An 18171-nucleotide genomic window follows, 5' to 3' on the forward strand; every position below is an offset into this window, starting at 1 on the left:
TACTTTACTTGCCTGAATCTTTCGTTAATCATTCAAGCAAGTGAAGCTACCCAAAATGTTTAAAAGTATTTTTAATATCAGCCAACGCGCGCACCAAGCGTTAACACAAGATATCCATACTAAGGAATCTTCATTATCAGCGCGCCCTCGCACCAAGCAACCACTAAACACGAGCGTTAGTAACCCCTTACAACTGCAGATCTTGGCCAAAGTAGAAGCCGATTACCAGTTAGCCGAGCTGCATTTCAAACGCAAATTTCCCCGTCCTTGTGTGCATTTCAGCTTACGTGGAAAAAGCGCCGGCACAGCGCATTTACAAGCGAATAAATTACGCTTTAACCCGGTGTTACTGGCAGAAAACCCCGATATTTTTATTAACGAAGTTGTGCCACATGAAATTAGCCATTTAGTGTGTTTTCATCTGTTTGGTAAAGTAAAACCTCATGGTAAAGAATGGCAAAGCGTTATGCTGACAACATTTAATATTGCCCCCAAGACCACTCACCAACTCAATACTCAGTCTGTCAGTGGCCAACAATTCGAATATTTTTGCGCCTGTGGCAGCATCCACTTAACCATAAGACGTCATAACAGAATTGTCCGCGGCCAAACTCAATATCGCTGTCGCCGCTGCCAACAAACATTAAGCCCTTTTTCTCCTTAAATATTATCAATTGCGTCATCGCATTCGATGGCTTAACATCTGCCCAAATGACAGGCTAAGCCTGCGCTGTAATGATGTTTTTGTTAATTTTAGGGTTTATTTTGCGCTTATCATCCACTCATTCTTGGTTATTTGGGGTGTCGCTACTGTGCGGCATTTTTTCATCAACACTTATTGCGGCAGAACACCCCAGTAGTTTCGGTAAAGCCAAAACCATTGCCAAAAAGATCTATCAGCAACACTTGCCACTCAACACCTTCTATTGCGGCTGTGATATCGCCATAGCAGGTAAATTATGGCAGGCGGATCATGCTAGCTGTGGCTATCTGGTTAGAAAACAAATTATTAGAGCCAACCGTATCGAATGGGAACACATAGTCCCCGCCTGGGAATTTGGTCATCAACTGCAATGTTGGCAAGATGGCGGACGTAAAAATTGTGGTAAAAACAACCCGCAATTTAAAAAAATGGAAGCCGATTTACATAACCTTGTACCTGCTGTCGGTGAGGTCAATGGCGACCGCAGTAACTTTAGGTTTAGTGATTGGGGCGGCAAAGCAGATCAGTACGGACAATGCGAGATGATTGTCGACTTTAAAGGCCGTAAAGTGCAGCCACCAAAAGGTGCAAGAGGGCCGATCGCTCGAACTTATCTTTATATGCAACAAACCTATGGTCTACAAATCAGCAGTAGCCAACAAAAATTGTTTAATGCATGGAACAAAATTCAACCGGTTAGCACCACAGAATGTCAACGCGACAGCTTAATCGCAGCTAACCAAGGTAATCATAATGATTTTGTATTCAAACAATGCCAAAATAACGGCTTAGTTCGATAATTGGCGATCAAGCTACCTTGAACAATTGATTAAATAAGGTCAACACTGATGAGAGTCCCACGCATTTTTCAGCCCCAAGACAATTTACAGCAAGGGCAAACACTTCAATTAGATGAAGATGGTGTTGCTCATATCGGCCGAGTATTGCGAATGGGAATGGGCGATCACATCAGTTTGTTTAATGGTGACGGTAATGATTACTTAGCCGAGATTATTGAAACCAGTAAGAAATCTATCACTGTCACGCTATTGAGTTGTGAAAAAAACCACAGTGAATCGCCATTAAACTTACACTTAGGCCAGGTGATTTCACGTGGTGACCGCATGGAATTTACCGTTCAAAAATCGGTTGAGCTTGGCGTAACCACGATTACGCCGTTATTTTCCGATCGTTGTGGTGTCAAACTGAGTGGTGAGCGTTTAGAGAAAAAACTGCAGCAATGGCAAAAAATTGTGGTCAGTGCTTGTGAACAATCTGGCCGCAGTATCGTACCTATTGTTCGCCCGGCAATGACATTGGCACAGTGGTGTGCAGAACCCACTGAAGCATTAAAACTGAATTTGCATCCAAGAGCTTCACATGGCATTAATGGCTTACAGTTAGACGGCCAACATCAAAGAGTAAGATTACTCATTGGCCCAGAAGGCGGTTTATCTGACGAAGAAATTGCCATGACAGAAACCCAGCATTTTACCGATATTTTATTAGGCCCTAGGGTGCTGCGTACAGAAACTGCATCATTGACTGCCATTACGGCATTACAAGTTAAATTTGGCGATATTGGTTAACATACCGATACCTCTCTGCACATTATTAAGGATACACACATGATTAAGCTCGGCATTGTTATGGACCCTATTAGCGACATTAATATCAAAAAAGACTCGAGCTTCGCGATGTTATTAGAAGCGCAAGCAAGAGGCTACCAATTGTTCTACATGGAAATGCATGATCTTGCTATGGTCAACGGCAAAGCCATGGCCAACATGCGTGAATTATCAGTTAAGCAAGATGCTAGTCAATGGTTTACCTTAGGCGAGTCCGTCGATACTCCGCTAGCAGAACTTGATGTTATTTTAATGCGTAAAGATCCACCGTTCGATACTGAATTTATCTATGCCACTTATATGCTTGAACGTGCAGAAGAAGAAGGCGTATTAATCGTTAACAAACCACAAAGCTTACGCGATGCCAATGAAAAATTGTTTACCGCATGGTTTTCTGAGTTTACCCCAGACACTATTGTGACTCGTGATGCTAAACGTATCCGAGCTTTCCACCAGCTAAAACAAGACATCATTTTAAAACCCTTAGATGGCATGGGTGGCACCTCGATTTTCCGTGTGAAAAAAGATGATCCTAACGTGGGAGTGATTATCGAAACCTTAACCAGTTATGGTCAACAATACGCAATGGCTCAGGCATTTATCCCAGAAATCACCCAAGGCGATAAGCGTATTTTAGTGGTTGACGGTGAACCAGTACCTTATGCACTAGCGCGTATTCCGATGAAAGGTGAAACTCGCGGCAACCTAGCAGCTGGCGGCAGTGGCGTGGCTCAACCATTATCTGAAAGTGATTGGAAAATTGCTCGGGCAATTGGTCCAGAATTGAAAAAACGTGGCCTTATTTTTGTCGGCTTAGACGTCATCGGCGATAAATTAACTGAAATCAATGTGACTAGCCCAACCTGCATTAAAGAAATCGAAGCAGCATTTGACGTTAGCATTACTGGTATGCTCATGGATGCCATCGAAGCCCGTATAAGCCAGCAAAAATAGGATTATTCATGCATTATTTATCTATCTACACAAAAATAGTCAGCAGATTAATATTGGTATCTAGCCTGATTATAACTGGAGCAATGGCTGATGAAGTCATAGTGTCCCCTACTGTAGACAGCGCCGTAAGCAATAATGTGCCAACGGTCGGTCCATCAAGACCGAAAAATATTATCATTATGATTGGCGATGGTATGGGACCGGCGTACACCACAGCCTACCGTTATTACAAAGATAATCCTGAGACCGAAGAGATTGAACAAACGGTTTTTGATCGTTTACTTGTGGGGATGGCAAGCACCTACCCAGCCTCTGTAAGCGGTTATGTTACCGATTCAGCGGCATCAGCAACTGCGTTATCAACAGGGATTAAAAGTTATAATGGAGCCATTGCCGTTGATACCGAAAAACGTCCGCTGACCACCTTAATGGAAAAAGCCAAAACATTAGGTTTATCAACTGGCGTAGCTGTCACCTCGCAAGTCAACCATGCAACACCAGCGGCATTTCTGACTCATAATGAAAGCCGTCGAAATTATATTGATATTGCAGAGGCTTATTTAAGCTCAGATGCAGATGTGATTCTTGGTGGGGGTCAGCAATATTTCACCCCAACACTACTTGAGCAGTTTAACGCTAAAGGTTATCAACACATTACTGAATTCGCCCAGCTTGAATCGGTTACTCAACCAAAAGTATTAGGGCTATTTGCTGATGTCCAGTTACCTTGGGTAATTAACGATAACCAAGCGCATAACCTGAGTCATATGACCCAGAAAGCCCTAGATTTACTGTCACAAAATAACCAAGGGTTTGTGTTATTAGTAGAGGGTAGCTTAATTGATTGGGCTGGCCACAGTAACGATATTGCTACGGCCATGGGTGAAATGGATGAATTTGCTTCAGCAATTGAAGTGGTTGAACAATTTGTTCGTCAAAGTAAAAACACACTTATGGTGGTAACAGCCGATCATAATACTGGTGGGTTATCTATTGGCGCAAATGACAAATATGAGTGGAATCCACAGGTGCTACATAAGGTTAAAGCCAGCCCAGATGCAATTGCTACGCGCGCGATTGCCGAAGATAACTGGCAGCCTTTAACCGCAACACTTTTGGGTTTTACTCCAAGCGACGCACAATACAGCCAATTACAAGCAGCTCGCATGCAAGGTAACGAACCACTGTCTGTCGCACTGCGTAAATTAATTGATATTCAGTCTAATACCGGTTGGACAACTGGCGGACATACCGCGATGGATGTTCAAGTATTCGCTGCAGGCCCTGGCGCAAGGTTGTTTAGCGGCCATCAAGACAACATTGATATCGCGACTAAAATGTTTAGCCTATTACCACAATAGAGATAAATACCTTAATCAATGCCGAACGACGATGACCCACACAATCCCCGCCCTTATCAGCGGGGATTGTGTTAATATCAGCGTGTTTACCTTATCACTAGCATTATGAGCAACTGACGTGTTAACAAATCCTTCTCAAGCCTTAATCAGAAACAGCCACTATTTTGAAAAGCAAAATGTGTTAGTGCTTAATTATGAAGCTGATACTTTTGCACATCAATGTCTTGAGTTTGCTCATCATGTTACCGCCCTAGCGTTGGATTTTAATCATCACCTGATATTGTCCTCTTGTACCAATGACAAATTACAGTGCTATTTTGGTCATCAATTACCTGATTCACTCGCAAGTTCAAAATTTGATAGTGTGATTATTTATTTTCCCAAAGCTAAACCGTTAATGGGCTATTTACTGCAACTAGCTGCGCAGCATTTATCTATTGATGGCCAGCTGATCATTGTCGGTGAAAATAAAGGGGGAATAAAGTCGATTGCTAAGCTCACACCTGATTATTACTCGCCACCAATCAAACAAGATAATGCCCGCCATTGTCTAGTGTATGTCAGTTATTTAACCCAAGCAGCGCCAGCATTAACCCTTAGTGATTGGGTAAGCCAGTACTCACTAGAGACTCCGCAAGGGCAATTACAGATTTGTAATCTTGTTGGTGTATTTAGCGAAAAACGTCTCGATCAGGGCACTGAATTATTACTGTCGCATTTACCAGAAAATTTACACGGCAGAGTTCTCGACTTTGGTTGTGGTGCAGGGGTCATTACAGCGGCGTTACTCAAAGCTAACCCGACGCTAACTATTGAATGTATTGATATCAATGCGATGGCACTACTCTCATGCGAATTAACCCTTGCAGCCAATAATATGCGCGCAAAAATTTACCCTTCAGACGGATTCAATCAAATTGTCGGTAAATTTGACGGTATTATCTCCAACCCACCGTTTCATGATGGGTTAACCAACACTACAGATATCGCCACACAATTTGTCCAACAAAGCGCAACTCGACTAACCAGCAAAGGCATATGGCAAATTGTCGCTAATCGCCACTTACCTTATTCAGAGACTATTGCGACTCATTTTGGCAAAGTAGAAGTGTTAGCTGAAAACAATAAATATAAGCTATATTCCCATCAAGGTTAATCCCTCCTAAAAGCCCGCCAAATCTCACCTCAACTGGCTTAGTTCATGGGCAGCAAAGCTCATTACGGCTGGAATTACAGCTAAATATCAGCTAAATTAACGAAAAGGCAAAATAACGCACATTTTCGGCTTTGTTTCGTTGGTATGGTACTGGCGTCTAATGACCGAATATAAAAATAAAAATAAAGGATGTTATGTTAACGCCATCACTCGTCGCATTAAGTGCAGATAAAAGCAAAGCGGAATTACGTATAATTCCCAATACCCATGGCCCCGTGTCGGAGGATGATATTAATGCCTTGCTGACACAGGCTGATTTTACGATGTTATTTCCGATTATCCCCGCGATTAATAAAGCCGTATCTGAAGTCAATGCACTTTGTGGCCAAACGCCTGGCGGACACGAACTCTTTTTTACGATTGCCGAGCGCAAAGATGGCTCTGTGAGCATCAGTGTCAGTGACGATAAAATGCAAGCAAGCATGAAAATCACTTCAGCTTGGGGCGGCAAAGATATCACCCTACCAGACATACTCAATACCCTGAAAACTCAAAAAATCAAAATGGGACTCAGCAAACCTAAGATTATGGCATTGATACAGCGTTTATCGATATTGCCCCCAGGTGAAACCTGTGAGGGGATCATAGCCTCAGGTAAGGTAGCCGTTAATGGCGAAGATGCAATATTAACCCGTAAAGTTGCCTTAGCTCGCGAGCGTCTATTGCAACCACAAGAACGCGAAGACGGCTCTGTTGATATGCGTGATTTAGGCTCACTGATTACCGTCAAACCCAACGATGTATTAATGATTAAAACGCCATTAACGACAGGGACTCCGGGGTTTAATATCCACGGTGATGTACTGCAACAAATTCCAGGTAAAGATAAATCCATGGAGCCCGGCACTGGCGCGAGCTTTCATCCTCAAGATCCCAACCAACTCATCGCCACAGTTCCTGGTCAGCCAGTGGAAAACCGTACTGGCATGCAAGTTGACGACATTCTGCAAATTAAAGATGTTGATGTTCGCTGTGGCCACGTTAATTTTAAAGGCAGTATATTAATTACTGGTGATGTGCACGAAGGTATGGAAGTTAAAGCCAGTGGTGATGTCACCGTGATGGGCTTTGTTGAGTCTGCCACTATTGAAGCTCAAGGCGATGTGATTGTCAGTAAAGGTGTCATTGGTCGCTTGATTAAAGAGCATGAACTGAGTACTAAAATTAAAGCTACCGGACAAATTTGTGCCCAATTTGTACAATATTCACAACTAGAAGCGCTGGGTAATATTTTAGTCACTAAGCAGTTGCTTCACAGTCATTCGACATCTGGTGACACTATAACGGTCAGCGATGCTCAAGGAAAACGAGGCGACTTGGTCGGCGGCATTGCCACTGCTGCTAAAGGGATTAGGGCTATTGCATTTGGCGCTACGGCCAGTACTAAAACCGAACTGTTTTGTGCTATGCATCAAGGTGAGTTAAAGCAAGAGCTTAAAGAATTAGATGACAGTATCAAAGGCATGGTTGTCGCGAGCTTAGAATTAGAGGCGAGATTGCGTAAACTACCGCCTAAAGCAGAATGGCAAAGTGATGCTGGCATGATTGAACAAGTTAAAATGATGCTCGAGCAAAAAAACCAGATAGATGCAGAACGTATTAAAGAAGAAGTTGAATACACACAACACCTTAATGAAGTTGAAAACTATTACAATAATTATGTTATTCAAGCTGAAAAACACATATTCATCAACGTCGAGATCCACATTGGCAATGCATTTAATCGCACCCAACGTGAACATGGTCCGTGCATTGCCAAAAACGTCAATCAAGAAATATCATTCGATTACAGCAATCGCTAGCGAATTCAACACAGCAAATATAGGTAGAAATATACACTATGCAACCAGTACATTGGCCTGCAATACTCAAGTTTGATCAAGATGATGAGTTAATGTACCTAGTTAATCATCAAGATTGGTTAAGCTTTATTTGTGCAAATCAATTTACCCTTGATGCTAACGATAAACTTATCGATAGTGTAGGTCATGTCTATGGTATTCAAACACAATCGCAACAGCTCGCATCAGTGAATAGCTGCGTGGCAGAGCTGCCTTCGTTGCTCAAGCTCGGTGATGATATGAGTGTATTACAACTATTGCCTCTTGTTCGTCAGTATGGCCAATTTCAAGGCCATTGCTGCAGCTCAAAAATTATCTTTACCACCATTGAACAAGGTATCGCGACTGTAGCTGAGTTAGAGCAGCTCTATTAAACCCGCTCTCCTAAATAAGACCTTTACCGCCTACTCATTGACGCCATCATGGTTAAGTTAAACACTTATCCTTGATGGCCTTTGTTAAATAAGTCAAAACTAAAATTAACCAATATAATGGCCTCCCCCATTGAGCAACACCCATCGCTCTGGCAAAATGCCCTCTATGCTCACAGCTCTTAACCCCTGAGAATCCTTAATGGAATTACTAAATATTGAATGTCTAGGTAAACGTTTGCGACTAGAAGGCTCGATTGCGGGTTGGCAGCAACTTTATTGGGACAATCAGCTAGTATCACAAAAGTCTGCCAGTGCCGCCGACCAAGCCTTTCACATCCATTCATTTGAACTGACCAGGCAAACATCTATCGCGACTGAAACCGAAAATAGCGAAAATATAAGCGCTAATCTAAGTGTCACGCCACTCCCAGTACGATTAGAAATCGATGTTAACTGGCAACCATTTCAACTTGATTATTGTTTGTTAATTGATGATGAGTCCATTACTCAAGGACAACGCACAGTTAAAGATATTGAGCGTCAAACCCCTGAAGTTGCCGTGGTAAAAAACCAAAAAATCAGTGTTGTAGGCCTTGCCTCACTAGGTTTTAAACTGCTAAAAAGCGCTAAGGTAGTTAAGGTTCTTTTTGCAGGAGCCAGTGTTGCCGCCTATTCTTGGCTATTTTCATTTCAATTTGCCTTAGCCCTTATCGGTTGCTTAGTGTTTCATGAATATGGTCATATTCGAGCGATGAAACATTTCGGCATGAAAACCAAAGGGATCTATTTAATCCCTTTTGTTGGCGGTTTAGCCTTGAGCGATGAGCGGATCAACACCCGTTGGCAAGACGTGTATATTTCAATAATGGGCCCCACTTTTGGGCTGATTTTATCGATTATCTGTGTCGGACTTTATTGGATAACAGGTAACGTATTCTTTGCCGGATTAGCGGCATTTAATGCTCTGCTGAACCTGTTTAATTTATTGCCTATTTTACCTCTCGATGGCGGACATATATTAAAAAGCATTAGCTTTTCGATGAACAGCTTGATTGGCCTCATCGCCTGCATTTTAGGCGCGGCCATAGGCGTCTTCATTAGCTACAGCTTAGGCTTGGCTTTACTCGGTTTTTTATTGCTGATTGGCAGTGTCGAGATTATCTTTGAGTGGCGCGGACGACATCAGAGCCACTTATTACCTTTAGATCGCTATGGACAGATTTTCTCTACTATATGGTATTTGCTCACAGTGGCAGGTTTAGTGGGCATCATTTGGTACTTTGCAGGCTCTGGCGATGAAATGTTAGCTATTCCATTGCAAATTCTGGGTAGTTAGTCCTATTGCCTGAATACCAATAAAACCGAGTCTGATGACTGACCACATACAAACGCCTGCATATTGCAGGCGTTTTTATTTGAATATCTCTTTTATACTGAGGGTAAAGCAAATACCTTGGTCATGACTTTATACAACTCAGTACCTTGGTGAACTGAGGCGGAGGCAAAATGTAAAATCGGCACGCAATCCATGGGCAAACTAATCGCTTGAAAAGCCTGATCAGTGCCATAAAGGTCAATACGTAAAATGTTGACCAATGGCTGCCCTGCAGCTAATGGCTCACCGACTACAGCACAATATTCAATCAAGCCCGCTTTAGGTGCATGAAACTTTTTATAATCTCGTAAATAACAAGCAAATCGCGCCATTTTCGCTGGGCTAACGTTCTCAGCTATCACCCCGCGATAGCTTAAATAAGCCAATATACCTTTAGCATCCACGAGTGCGTCATCAAGATCAATGCGTTCTTGGCTGGCAAGCTCTAAGGTAAATGCCGACATGGGTACCGAAAAATCTCGGCCCTGGCTCGCTGCATATTGAGTTAATTGCCACCATGGACAAAATGTAGCTTCATCCATCGCGCCACCAAAACTATTGGGGATAACGAGGGTATAGGGTATTGAAAAATATCTCGCGGCATCGATATCATACTCAGGACAATAAAGATGTTTACACGATTTAGGGCCAGTATGTAAATCAAGCACTATGTCGGCTTGGTGCGCCATGGTCTGTAAATTTACCGCCAGACGATGACCTGTTGAGATCCCAAAAGGTTGCGCTAAGCGCTTTTGGCATGCTTCCACTAACATCGAGCGATAAGCCTGAAACAAAGCGTTATCGGTTAAATGTTGGTGTTCGCGATACCAAGCTTGAACATCCACTTGGTGATCAAAATACTCTCGATTCCAATTAACACCTGTAATAGGGTCAAATCGTCCTAAGGTAAACTCGCCACTCTTCTGATTAATTCCTAGCGGATTAGCTAATGGCGCAAATGTAATATTACCTAACACCTGATAACCTTCCAACAAGGTCATCAGTTGATAAATTACCGCATTGCCCTGCACTTCTGCACCATGAACATTGGCCTGAATATAGACACTAGGCGCAGAACTCTCACTACCAATGAATGAATATAGCGGCACTGTCAATGCTTGCCCTGTCGCCAACTCCCCGACCTGTACAGACGATTGGATTGCTTTAGTCATCTCAACACTCAAACAGATTTTGATGTAAGGCATTAACCACTTGCGCCGCCTCAGATTCAGCCACCAACACACATAAATTATGTGGGCTAGCACCTTGACAAATCATCCGTACATTATGGTTTTCAAGCACTTTAAACACCCGGCTACAAATACCCGCCGTCGAGGCGATACGATTACCAATAATGGCGATTAAGGCTAAATTTTCTTCAACTCTGACACGACAATGCTGCGATAGTTCTTGTAATAACGATTCGCTTAATAATCCTTGCCCACTAGAATCAGAACCCGTTTTATCCAGCGTTAGCGATACGTTTACTTCAGAAGTGGTGATTAAATCAACCGATATTTTATGCCTTGCTAAGGTTGCAAACGTTTCTGCTAAAAAGCCTTGAGCATGCAACATTTGTAAACTATGAAGATTCAATAAAGTTTGATCGCGGCGCAATGCAACAGCTCTAAAAACGGGGGTATCTTCCACTTGATGACGGATCCAAGTCCCCCCCATCTCAGGTGCTTTACTGGATCCTACAAACACCTGAATTTTTTGTCTAACTGCCGGTAAAATGGTCGCAGGATGCAATACTTTAGCGCCGAAGGTGGCCATCTCAGCCGCTTCATTAAAACTAATTTCTGCAATAGGGCGAGCATTAGGCGCAAGTCGAGGGTCAGTGGTATAAATTCCGGCAACATCAGTCCAAATTTCAACCGCTGTAGCACAGAGGGCTTCAGCAAGTAGAGCTGCAGAATAATCACTGCCTCCACGGCCTAATGTCGTGGTTTTACCACTGTCATCTGCGCCAATGAAACCTTGAGTGACAATGACATAACGTGCAAGTAACGGCTGTAAAAAATCACCTGACAATGTTGCTATAGCTTCAATTTGTGGTTCTGCACGGCCAAAATGACTGTCGGTACGTAACACTTGACGTACATCAAAATGATCGGATGCGGTGCCTTTTTCACGGATAACGGCTGAAAATAAAATCGAAGAACATTGCTCGCCCGTCGACAGTAATTCGTCCATCACCGCTTTGCTACGATCCAGCTCTAGCGATTCACTTAATACCGACATCCGGCTGAGAATTTTATCAATGCTGGCGGCCACGTCTTGAGGACGTCCTAATTCGTCTAGGATCGCATATTGAATTTTGGCGATTTGCTTAAGCAATATCAAACGACGTTCATCATTAACATTCGCTTGGGTTAACTCAACTAATAAGTTAGTCACACCACTGGAGGCGCTCACCACCACCAAACGAGTAGCAGGATTCGCCAAAACGATATCGGCACAACGACTCATAGAGGCATAGTCAGCCACTGACGTGCCACCAAATTTGGCAACCACTAATTCTGAGCGATGACTCTCAGGCGCAACATTATCTGGGGCAAGGTTCATACAGACGCCTCCGCAGTTTGCGAAAGACAACAAAATAAGATGTGATTTACTAACATGATATACGCTCCGAACACACTACGTTCGAAGAGCCTGGTGCTAAGATAACGCACCCTTATAGAAGGGAAACAGCAATCATCACCAGAAGCTCTCCACCAAAAAAATAGGTGACAATCGTTAGGATTCAGCCTAAACGACCGATATCAATGTTTGCCAAACAAACTGATACCTCGGCGCTAATCTCCATCATAAGTGGTCATTGGACTGGCATCCTCTCACTTACTACCTAGTTAACGCTCCTCTTCTGTTCCTCCCTAAGGAGGGAGTTGAAAATAGCAACAAATACCCTATCAAGTCAATCAGCAAAAACAGTAAAAAACACAGTTCTGCTAAAAATCGTGAATATTTGATAATTCAGGCACAGCAATAGCGGTTATATAATTGTTCTAAATTACGAAATAAAAGCCAATATCAAGCTAAAAAACATCATTAACGCAAAATGTCGAGACAATTGCCACTGTATTGTATCTTTTTATAGTGCAATGTGTTGTTTAACCGTTTAATTGCTTGAATAACTTATCACTCATCACGGATATGACCGCACTCTGGCAGTTCATACACCAAACGCAGTCGGTGATTGAACGCCCCCATAGCCACTTCCGGTTTAATGGTATCAAGACATGCAATCAAGGATATTAAACCTCTATTAACATAATAAATGGCATATTGATTAAACTCGCGACCAAGCTCAACAGCCTGTTCTTTATCAATAAAAATAGCCCAGCTCTTTTCCATATGCGACAAATCAGGTGCCGCACCGACTAGTGCGCGATAGGGACGATTATATTGTTGGATTTTAGATTGAAGCTGGCGATCAAGTAAGCGATTTTGACTAGGAGAGAGCCTAGTGCCGAGGGGGTTATGAGCAGTAACAATTGCAAATGGGAAATCATCAGAAAGACGCTGAGTGAACAAAAAATGAGTTGTTTGATAGTCATCCCACAATGAATCTATAACATTTTTCATAGTAAATTTTCGTCAATTAAGCCAAAAATAGTCTATCAGATAGCTTAAATATCTAAAAGGTTTGAGATCTAGATCACAAGAATAATATTTAAAAATCATTAACTATTATAATGTTATCAACATTAATCTTTTATGTACTTCATTGGTATATTAATTTTTTAACATTTAATTTGTTAACAAATACCTAAAACGAGTACAATACCCTCTACTCATTAATAAATCACTTTAGCGAAGTTGGCTACATACACCTCAAAAGCTCAGCAAATATTGTTGAGAGTGTGATGATTTATTGATGTAAAGTTTACAGTCGTACTAAATTTGTTCTACATTTGATAAAACATTCATACGATTAAATAAGTTTGCGATAGAAGGAACTATCTTTCTAAATGGCATTCATAGTAAGTAAGCTTAGTTACAACAAATTTACACCACTTTTTACATCATCATGCTTTAAGTGCAAACGCACATCATAGTGTCATGATAATAAATAGACGCAAGCAGACTCAGTAACCAGCATTAACCGTTACGAAATAGAGTTTATAGAGAGTGTTTAATTCAGGGTAGACATAGATAAACACCAAAGAAATATCGGAATATTAGTGCATTAGCCCAAGCGCTTTTGCAACCTATTAGCACAAAGTGGCTAGAATCGAATTTTATAAAATCAGGTAAATATCATGCAAAATCCGCACATTTTAATTGTTGAAGATGAAGCTGTAACTCGTAATACATTGCGCAGTATTTTTGAAGCTGAAGGTTACGTTGTTACCGAAGCCAATGACGGTGCAGAAATGCATAAAGCGATGCAAGACAATAAGATAAATCTTGTTGTTATGGATATTAACTTACCCGGTAAAAATGGCTTGTTATTAGCACGTGAATTACGTGAAATTAATAACATCGGCCTTATTTTCTTAACGGGTCGTGACAACGAAGTTGATAAAATTCTTGGACTTGAAATTGGTGCAGATGACTACATCACTAAACCATTCAATCCTCGTGAATTAACCATCCGTGCTCGCAACTTGTTAACCCGCGTAAATAATGCTGCAGCAGAAACCGAAGAAAAAGGTTCTGTTGAGTTTTATCGCTTTAATGGCTGGAGCTTAGAAATCAACAGCCGTTCTTTGGTTAACCCACAAGGTGAAGCTTACAAGTTACCACGCAGTGAATTCCGTGCAATGCTTCACTTTGTTGAAAACCCAGGTAAGATTTTAACCCGTGCTGACTTATTGTTAAAAATGACTGGCCGTGAATTAAAGCCACATGACCGCACTGTTGACGTGACAATCCGTCGTATCCGTAAGCATTTTGAAAGCTTACCTGATACGCCAGAAATCATCGCAACAATCCACGGTGAAGGCTATCGTTTTTGTGGTGACTTAGAAGCGTAATATTGTTAAGTTTACACAATAAAAAAACCAGGTTAATCACCTGGTTTTTTTTATGTTTATTTTTTTAGCAAATGAAATAATAGTCAGCGAAACGATTATTTCAACTGTTGATCTAAAAACGCTGCTAATGTTTTATATAAATGATTTCGGACTTTCTCGCCGCGCATAGAATGCTTAGACCCAGGATAATCCATCATTTGGAACAATTTACCTTCATCCTGTAATGCTTTATAGACTCGGGTACTATTTTCAAACAAGACGTTGTCATCTGCCATGCCGTGATACATCAACAAACCCGACTGATAGTTTTTCACATAAGGTAGAATACTACTGGCATCGTAACCGTGTTGGTTAGTTTCAGGGTTGCCCATATAACGCTCGGTATAATGAGTGTCATACAAACGCCAATCAGTTACTGGCGCACCCGATATCGCCGCTTTAAAATAACCTGGTGCCTTAAACTGACTCATTAACGCCATGTAACCACCGTAGCTGTGACCATAAATAGCCACCTTGTCCCCATCAATAAAGGGTAAGCTACGCAGATAATCAACACCTACCTTTTGATCGTTCACTTCGGCATCACCCATGTTTTGATAAATCACATGTTCAAATTGAGTGCCTCGGTGCGCCGAACCACGGTTATCTAATTGAAATACTGCATAACCTTGCTGCAGTAAATATTGAGTAAAATAATCGGCTTCGCTCCAACTGTTGACCACTAACTGAGCATGCGGTCCACCATATACGCGCACAACAACCGGATACTGTTTAGCGGCATCAAAAGGCACTGGTTTAAACAATCGGTACTCGAGTGCTTGACCATCTTCAGCACTTAGTTGGCCAAACTCAGGCATTTGCCATAATCCGGCATAATCATAAAGCGGATGATTTTTATCAATCTCATTTTGCTCAACCCAAGCGAGTTGTTTGCCGCTATCGTTGTGTAAACTAATTTGTGGTGGTTGCTGCAAGCTACTAAAGTAATCTAAATAAACGGGTTTTTTATCCGCAAAGACCGCCTCATGCATACCCGATGCTTGGCTAATTCGCTCAATTGAATCCATGCCTTCATTAAGATTAACGCGGTATAAGTGACGCTCAACCACACTGTCTTTACGACCAGAAAAATACACCCACCCAGTAGCTTCATCAACAAACTCAAGTGCATCTACAGCCCAATCACCTTGGGTTAATTGTTTAAGCTGCTTACCGTGCAAGTCAAATAAGTACAGATGATTAAAACCATCACGTTCAGATCCCCAAATAAAGGCAGCTTGTTGCTTTAGAAAGTGCAGATCATTGTTTAAGTTAATCCACGCTTTACTGCGCTCTTCAATCACGGTTTCAGCTTGTTTCGGTGTACTTATCGAAGCAATGCGAAGATCGAGCGTTTGTTGATCGCGACTTTGCCATTGAAATGACACATGTTGGCTATCTGGCAACCAATCGACACGAGGTAAATACATGTCTTTTTGTTTGCCTAAATCGATCAAGTTAATACTACGATCTTTTAAGGTCACGACGCCAAGTGCTATCTCAACATTGGCTTTACCTGCATAAGGATAACGCTGTTCAGTTAATTTAATCCCTTCGGCATATATTTCATTACGAGTGACTAACTCGACACCTGATTCATCAATGCGAGTAAAAGCAATCGCCGACTCGTCTGGCGCCCACCAATAACCAGTCATGCGATCCATTTCTTCCTGGGCGACAAACTCTGCCATGGCATTTTTTATCGGCCCTTTGCCGTCGGTGGTTAAAGCGATCACTTTTTGCGTCTGTAACGACAACACATATAAATTTTGATCGCGCACAAACGACACGAAGTGACCTTTTGGAGATAAACGAGCATCGGTAACAAAGCCTTCTCCGGTAGCTAATTCAGCGACTTTATTATTGGCAACATGATATAAATACAACTTACCTGCGGCAGGAATTAAAATACTTGCACTATCTTGCGACCAAAAATACTCCATGATCCCTTGACCATAAATACGTTGACGCTCACGGCGGGCTTTTTCCTCATCAGACAGTTCTCCCCCTTCTAATTGGTCTGCATTAATCAAGATGCTACGTCTGCCGCTAGCAATATCCATTTGCCACAAATCATAAAAATGCTGATTATCTGCTCGGCTCGATAAATAGGTAACTCGCTTGCCGTCTGGGGATAGTGCTAATCCACGAGGGCTTGAACCCGCCAATGCGGGAGAGGCATGAATACGCTCAATAGTGAGTGGCGTAGTGTTACCTTGTATCGCCGTCAATGTTGCGGTAGTCGATGAGTTCATGATGCTGCCTTTAGCGGTTGCTGTTGCGGAAAAAACCGCGCTGGTCAAAAGGAATGGTACGGCAGACACTGCCGCTAAAGCATGATGCTTCCATGTTATTGTCATTATTATTAATCCTTGGGCAATTCAATCCGCCCACATTCTGCCTTAATTTACAGCAAAACCAAAACCCCAGATAACAATCGCTGAAATTAGCGTCATTGTGGGGTATGATTTGCATATAACTGATAAGAATGAATTACCTCGACCTTAACTTCGCAAAATCTCATAGGAAAAATCATGCAGACTTTGGCACAAACCCTTAGCGCACAAGCCGTAAATACGTCTTTAGCACAATTACTGTTAACCTTAGCTGACACTTCAAAAGCCATTAGTGTTGCTGTTCGTCACGGTGCATTAGCCGGTGTTTTAGGCGCGACAGAACAAGAAAATATTCAAGGCGAAACTCAGAAAAAACTCGATGTCATCACTAATGACATGCTTAAAGATGCGCTAAAAACCGACGGTCACGTTCGTGGTTTAGCCTCTGAAGAAGAAGATTATGTGGTTGAAGTGAGTGCTAATGGAGAATATTTGGTGTGTTTTGATCCACTCGATGGCTCATCAAATATTGATATAAACTCATTGGTCGGTACCATTTTCTCTGTATTACCAGCACCAGACGGAGCCTTAAACGAGCAAAGTTTTTTACAGGCTGGTCGCAAGCAAGTGGCAGCCGGTTATGTATTATATGGACCATCAACCATGATGGCACTCACGACGGGTAATGGTACGCAGTTTTATACTTTAGCTCCCGACAGCCAAGAGTTTTTACTGACCGACGATAACGTACAAATCACCCCAGACACTGCGGAGTTTGCCATTAATATGTCAAACCAACGTTTTTGGGAAGCCCCAATGCAAACCTATATAGCCGACTTATTACTCGGTTCAATTGGTCCACGCGAGCAATCATTTAACATGCGTTGGATTGCCGCCATGGTAGGTGATGTGCATCGCGTATTATGCCGTGGTGGTATTTTTACTTACCCAACAGACAATAAAAACCCTGAAAAACCTTTTAAGTTACGCTTAATGTACGAGGCGAACCCAATGGCATTGCTCGTTGAGCAAGCGGGCGGCAAGGCTTCAACAGGCTACGAAACCATATTGGATATTGAGCCAACAGCCATTCATCAGCGTGTTGCGGTGATTTTAGGTAGCGCCAACGAAGTCGATACTTGCTTGAGCTACCACGGTATTGATTACAGCGAAGAGCCATCAATCGACTAAATTGAGCCATTAAAAAAACCGCCTTTGGGCGGTTTTTTAGTCTGGGGCGCTAAGTAAACAAAGTCCATCAGCATCAATCTTCTAAGTCTGAGTATTAGATACTTACCATCGATAAAACCTTAAGTTCACCCCCTAAGTACGGAGAGAAAGAAGCATTTCTTTACAATA

At 42.1% G+C, this 18171-nt stretch carries 15 protein-coding genes and 1 riboswitch; of the genes, 11 read left to right on the forward strand and 4 right to left on the reverse strand.

What is annotated here, in order from left to right; genetic code table 11:
- Positions 1-55: 55 nt before the first annotated feature.
- From H5164_RS08880 to H5164_RS08920, 9 genes are all read left to right on the forward strand, one after another.
- Positions 56-664 carry a SprT family zinc-dependent metalloprotease gene (locus H5164_RS08880; RefSeq protein WP_182755685.1) on the forward strand — a complete coding sequence of 203 codons (609 nt, stop codon included), beginning with the start codon at positions 56-58 and terminating at the stop codon, positions 662-664.
- A gap of 74 nt (positions 665-738) precedes the next feature.
- Positions 739-1503, forward strand: a complete 765-nt coding sequence (locus H5164_RS08885) for an endonuclease (protein ID WP_182756072.1) — start codon at positions 739-741, stop codon at positions 1501-1503.
- Positions 1504-1551: 48 nt separating this feature from the next.
- Complete coding sequence (gene rsmE / locus H5164_RS08890) at positions 1552-2292, forward strand: 16S rRNA (uracil(1498)-N(3))-methyltransferase (RefSeq protein WP_182723391.1); 741 nt, start codon at positions 1552-1554, stop codon at positions 2290-2292.
- A gap of 39 nt (positions 2293-2331) precedes the next feature.
- Positions 2332-3285, forward strand: a complete 954-nt coding sequence (gene gshB, locus H5164_RS08895) for a glutathione synthase (RefSeq protein ID WP_124017316.1) — start codon at positions 2332-2334, stop codon at positions 3283-3285.
- An 8-nt stretch (positions 3286-3293) separates the two neighbouring features.
- Complete coding sequence (locus H5164_RS08900; protein ID WP_182755688.1) at positions 3294-4646, forward strand: alkaline phosphatase; 1353 nt, start codon at positions 3294-3296, stop codon at positions 4644-4646.
- Between the two features lie 118 nt (positions 4647-4764).
- Positions 4765-5802 (forward strand): class I SAM-dependent methyltransferase, encoded by a 1038-nt coding sequence (locus H5164_RS08905; RefSeq protein WP_124017314.1) that lies wholly within the window; start codon positions 4765-4767, stop codon positions 5800-5802.
- Positions 5803-5996: 194 nt separating this feature from the next.
- The gene (locus H5164_RS08910; RefSeq protein WP_182755690.1) at positions 5997-7664 is read left to right on the forward strand and encodes a DUF342 domain-containing protein; all 1668 of its coding nucleotides are present in this window, start codon (positions 5997-5999) and stop codon (positions 7662-7664) included.
- Between the two features lie 38 nt (positions 7665-7702).
- On the forward strand, positions 7703-8077 hold the full coding sequence (locus H5164_RS08915) for a DUF4144 domain-containing protein (RefSeq protein ID WP_124017312.1): 375 nt from the start codon (positions 7703-7705) through the stop codon (positions 8075-8077).
- A gap of 199 nt (positions 8078-8276) precedes the next feature.
- Positions 8277-9413: a site-2 protease family protein gene (locus H5164_RS08920; RefSeq protein WP_182755692.1), complete on the forward strand. Its 1137-nt coding sequence runs from the start codon at positions 8277-8279 to the stop codon at positions 9411-9413.
- Positions 9414-9505: 92 nt separating this feature from the next.
- On the opposite strand, the gene H5164_RS08925 is transcribed toward H5164_RS08920, so the two are convergent.
- The 3 genes from H5164_RS08925 to H5164_RS08935 all read right to left on the reverse strand — a co-directional run bounded on the left by H5164_RS08925 (position 9506) and on the right by H5164_RS08935 (position 13043).
- Positions 9506-10624 carry a succinylglutamate desuccinylase/aspartoacylase family protein gene (locus H5164_RS08925; protein ID WP_182755694.1) on the reverse strand — a complete coding sequence of 373 codons (1119 nt, stop codon included), beginning with the start codon at positions 10622-10624 and terminating at the stop codon, positions 9506-9508.
- A 1-nt stretch (position 10625) separates the two neighbouring features.
- Positions 10626-12020, reverse strand: coding sequence for a lysine-sensitive aspartokinase 3 (lysC, locus tag H5164_RS08930; RefSeq protein ID WP_124017309.1), 1395 nt, complete (start codon positions 12018-12020; stop codon positions 10626-10628).
- 134 nt (positions 12021-12154) lie between these two features.
- Positions 12155-12329, reverse strand: a riboswitch (Lysine riboswitch).
- Between the two features lie 267 nt (positions 12330-12596).
- The gene (locus H5164_RS08935) at positions 12597-13043 is read right to left on the reverse strand and encodes a DUF3293 domain-containing protein (protein WP_124017308.1); all 447 of its coding nucleotides are present in this window, start codon (positions 13041-13043) and stop codon (positions 12597-12599) included.
- 677 nt (positions 13044-13720) lie between these two features.
- On the opposite strand from H5164_RS08935, the gene arcA reads away from it, so the two are divergent.
- Positions 13721-14437 (forward strand): two-component system response regulator ArcA, encoded by a 717-nt coding sequence (gene arcA / locus H5164_RS08940; protein ID WP_124017307.1) that lies wholly within the window; start codon positions 13721-13723, stop codon positions 14435-14437.
- A gap of 95 nt (positions 14438-14532) precedes the next feature.
- On the opposite strand, the gene H5164_RS08945 is transcribed toward arcA, so the two are convergent.
- The gene (locus H5164_RS08945; protein WP_182755696.1) at positions 14533-16836 is read right to left on the reverse strand and encodes a S9 family peptidase; all 2304 of its coding nucleotides are present in this window, start codon (positions 16834-16836) and stop codon (positions 14533-14535) included.
- A gap of 174 nt (positions 16837-17010) precedes the next feature.
- Here H5164_RS08945 and H5164_RS08950 point away from each other — a divergent pair, with 174 nt between their 5' ends.
- Positions 17011-18003 (forward strand): class 1 fructose-bisphosphatase, encoded by a 993-nt coding sequence (locus tag H5164_RS08950; protein ID WP_124017305.1) that lies wholly within the window; start codon positions 17011-17013, stop codon positions 18001-18003.
- Positions 18004-18171: the final 168 nt, after the last annotated feature.

The organism is Shewanella sp. SG41-3 (genome assembly GCF_014164545.1).
In the GTDB taxonomy this organism is placed as follows: Bacteria; Pseudomonadota; Gammaproteobacteria; order Enterobacterales; family Shewanellaceae; genus Shewanella; species Shewanella vesiculosa.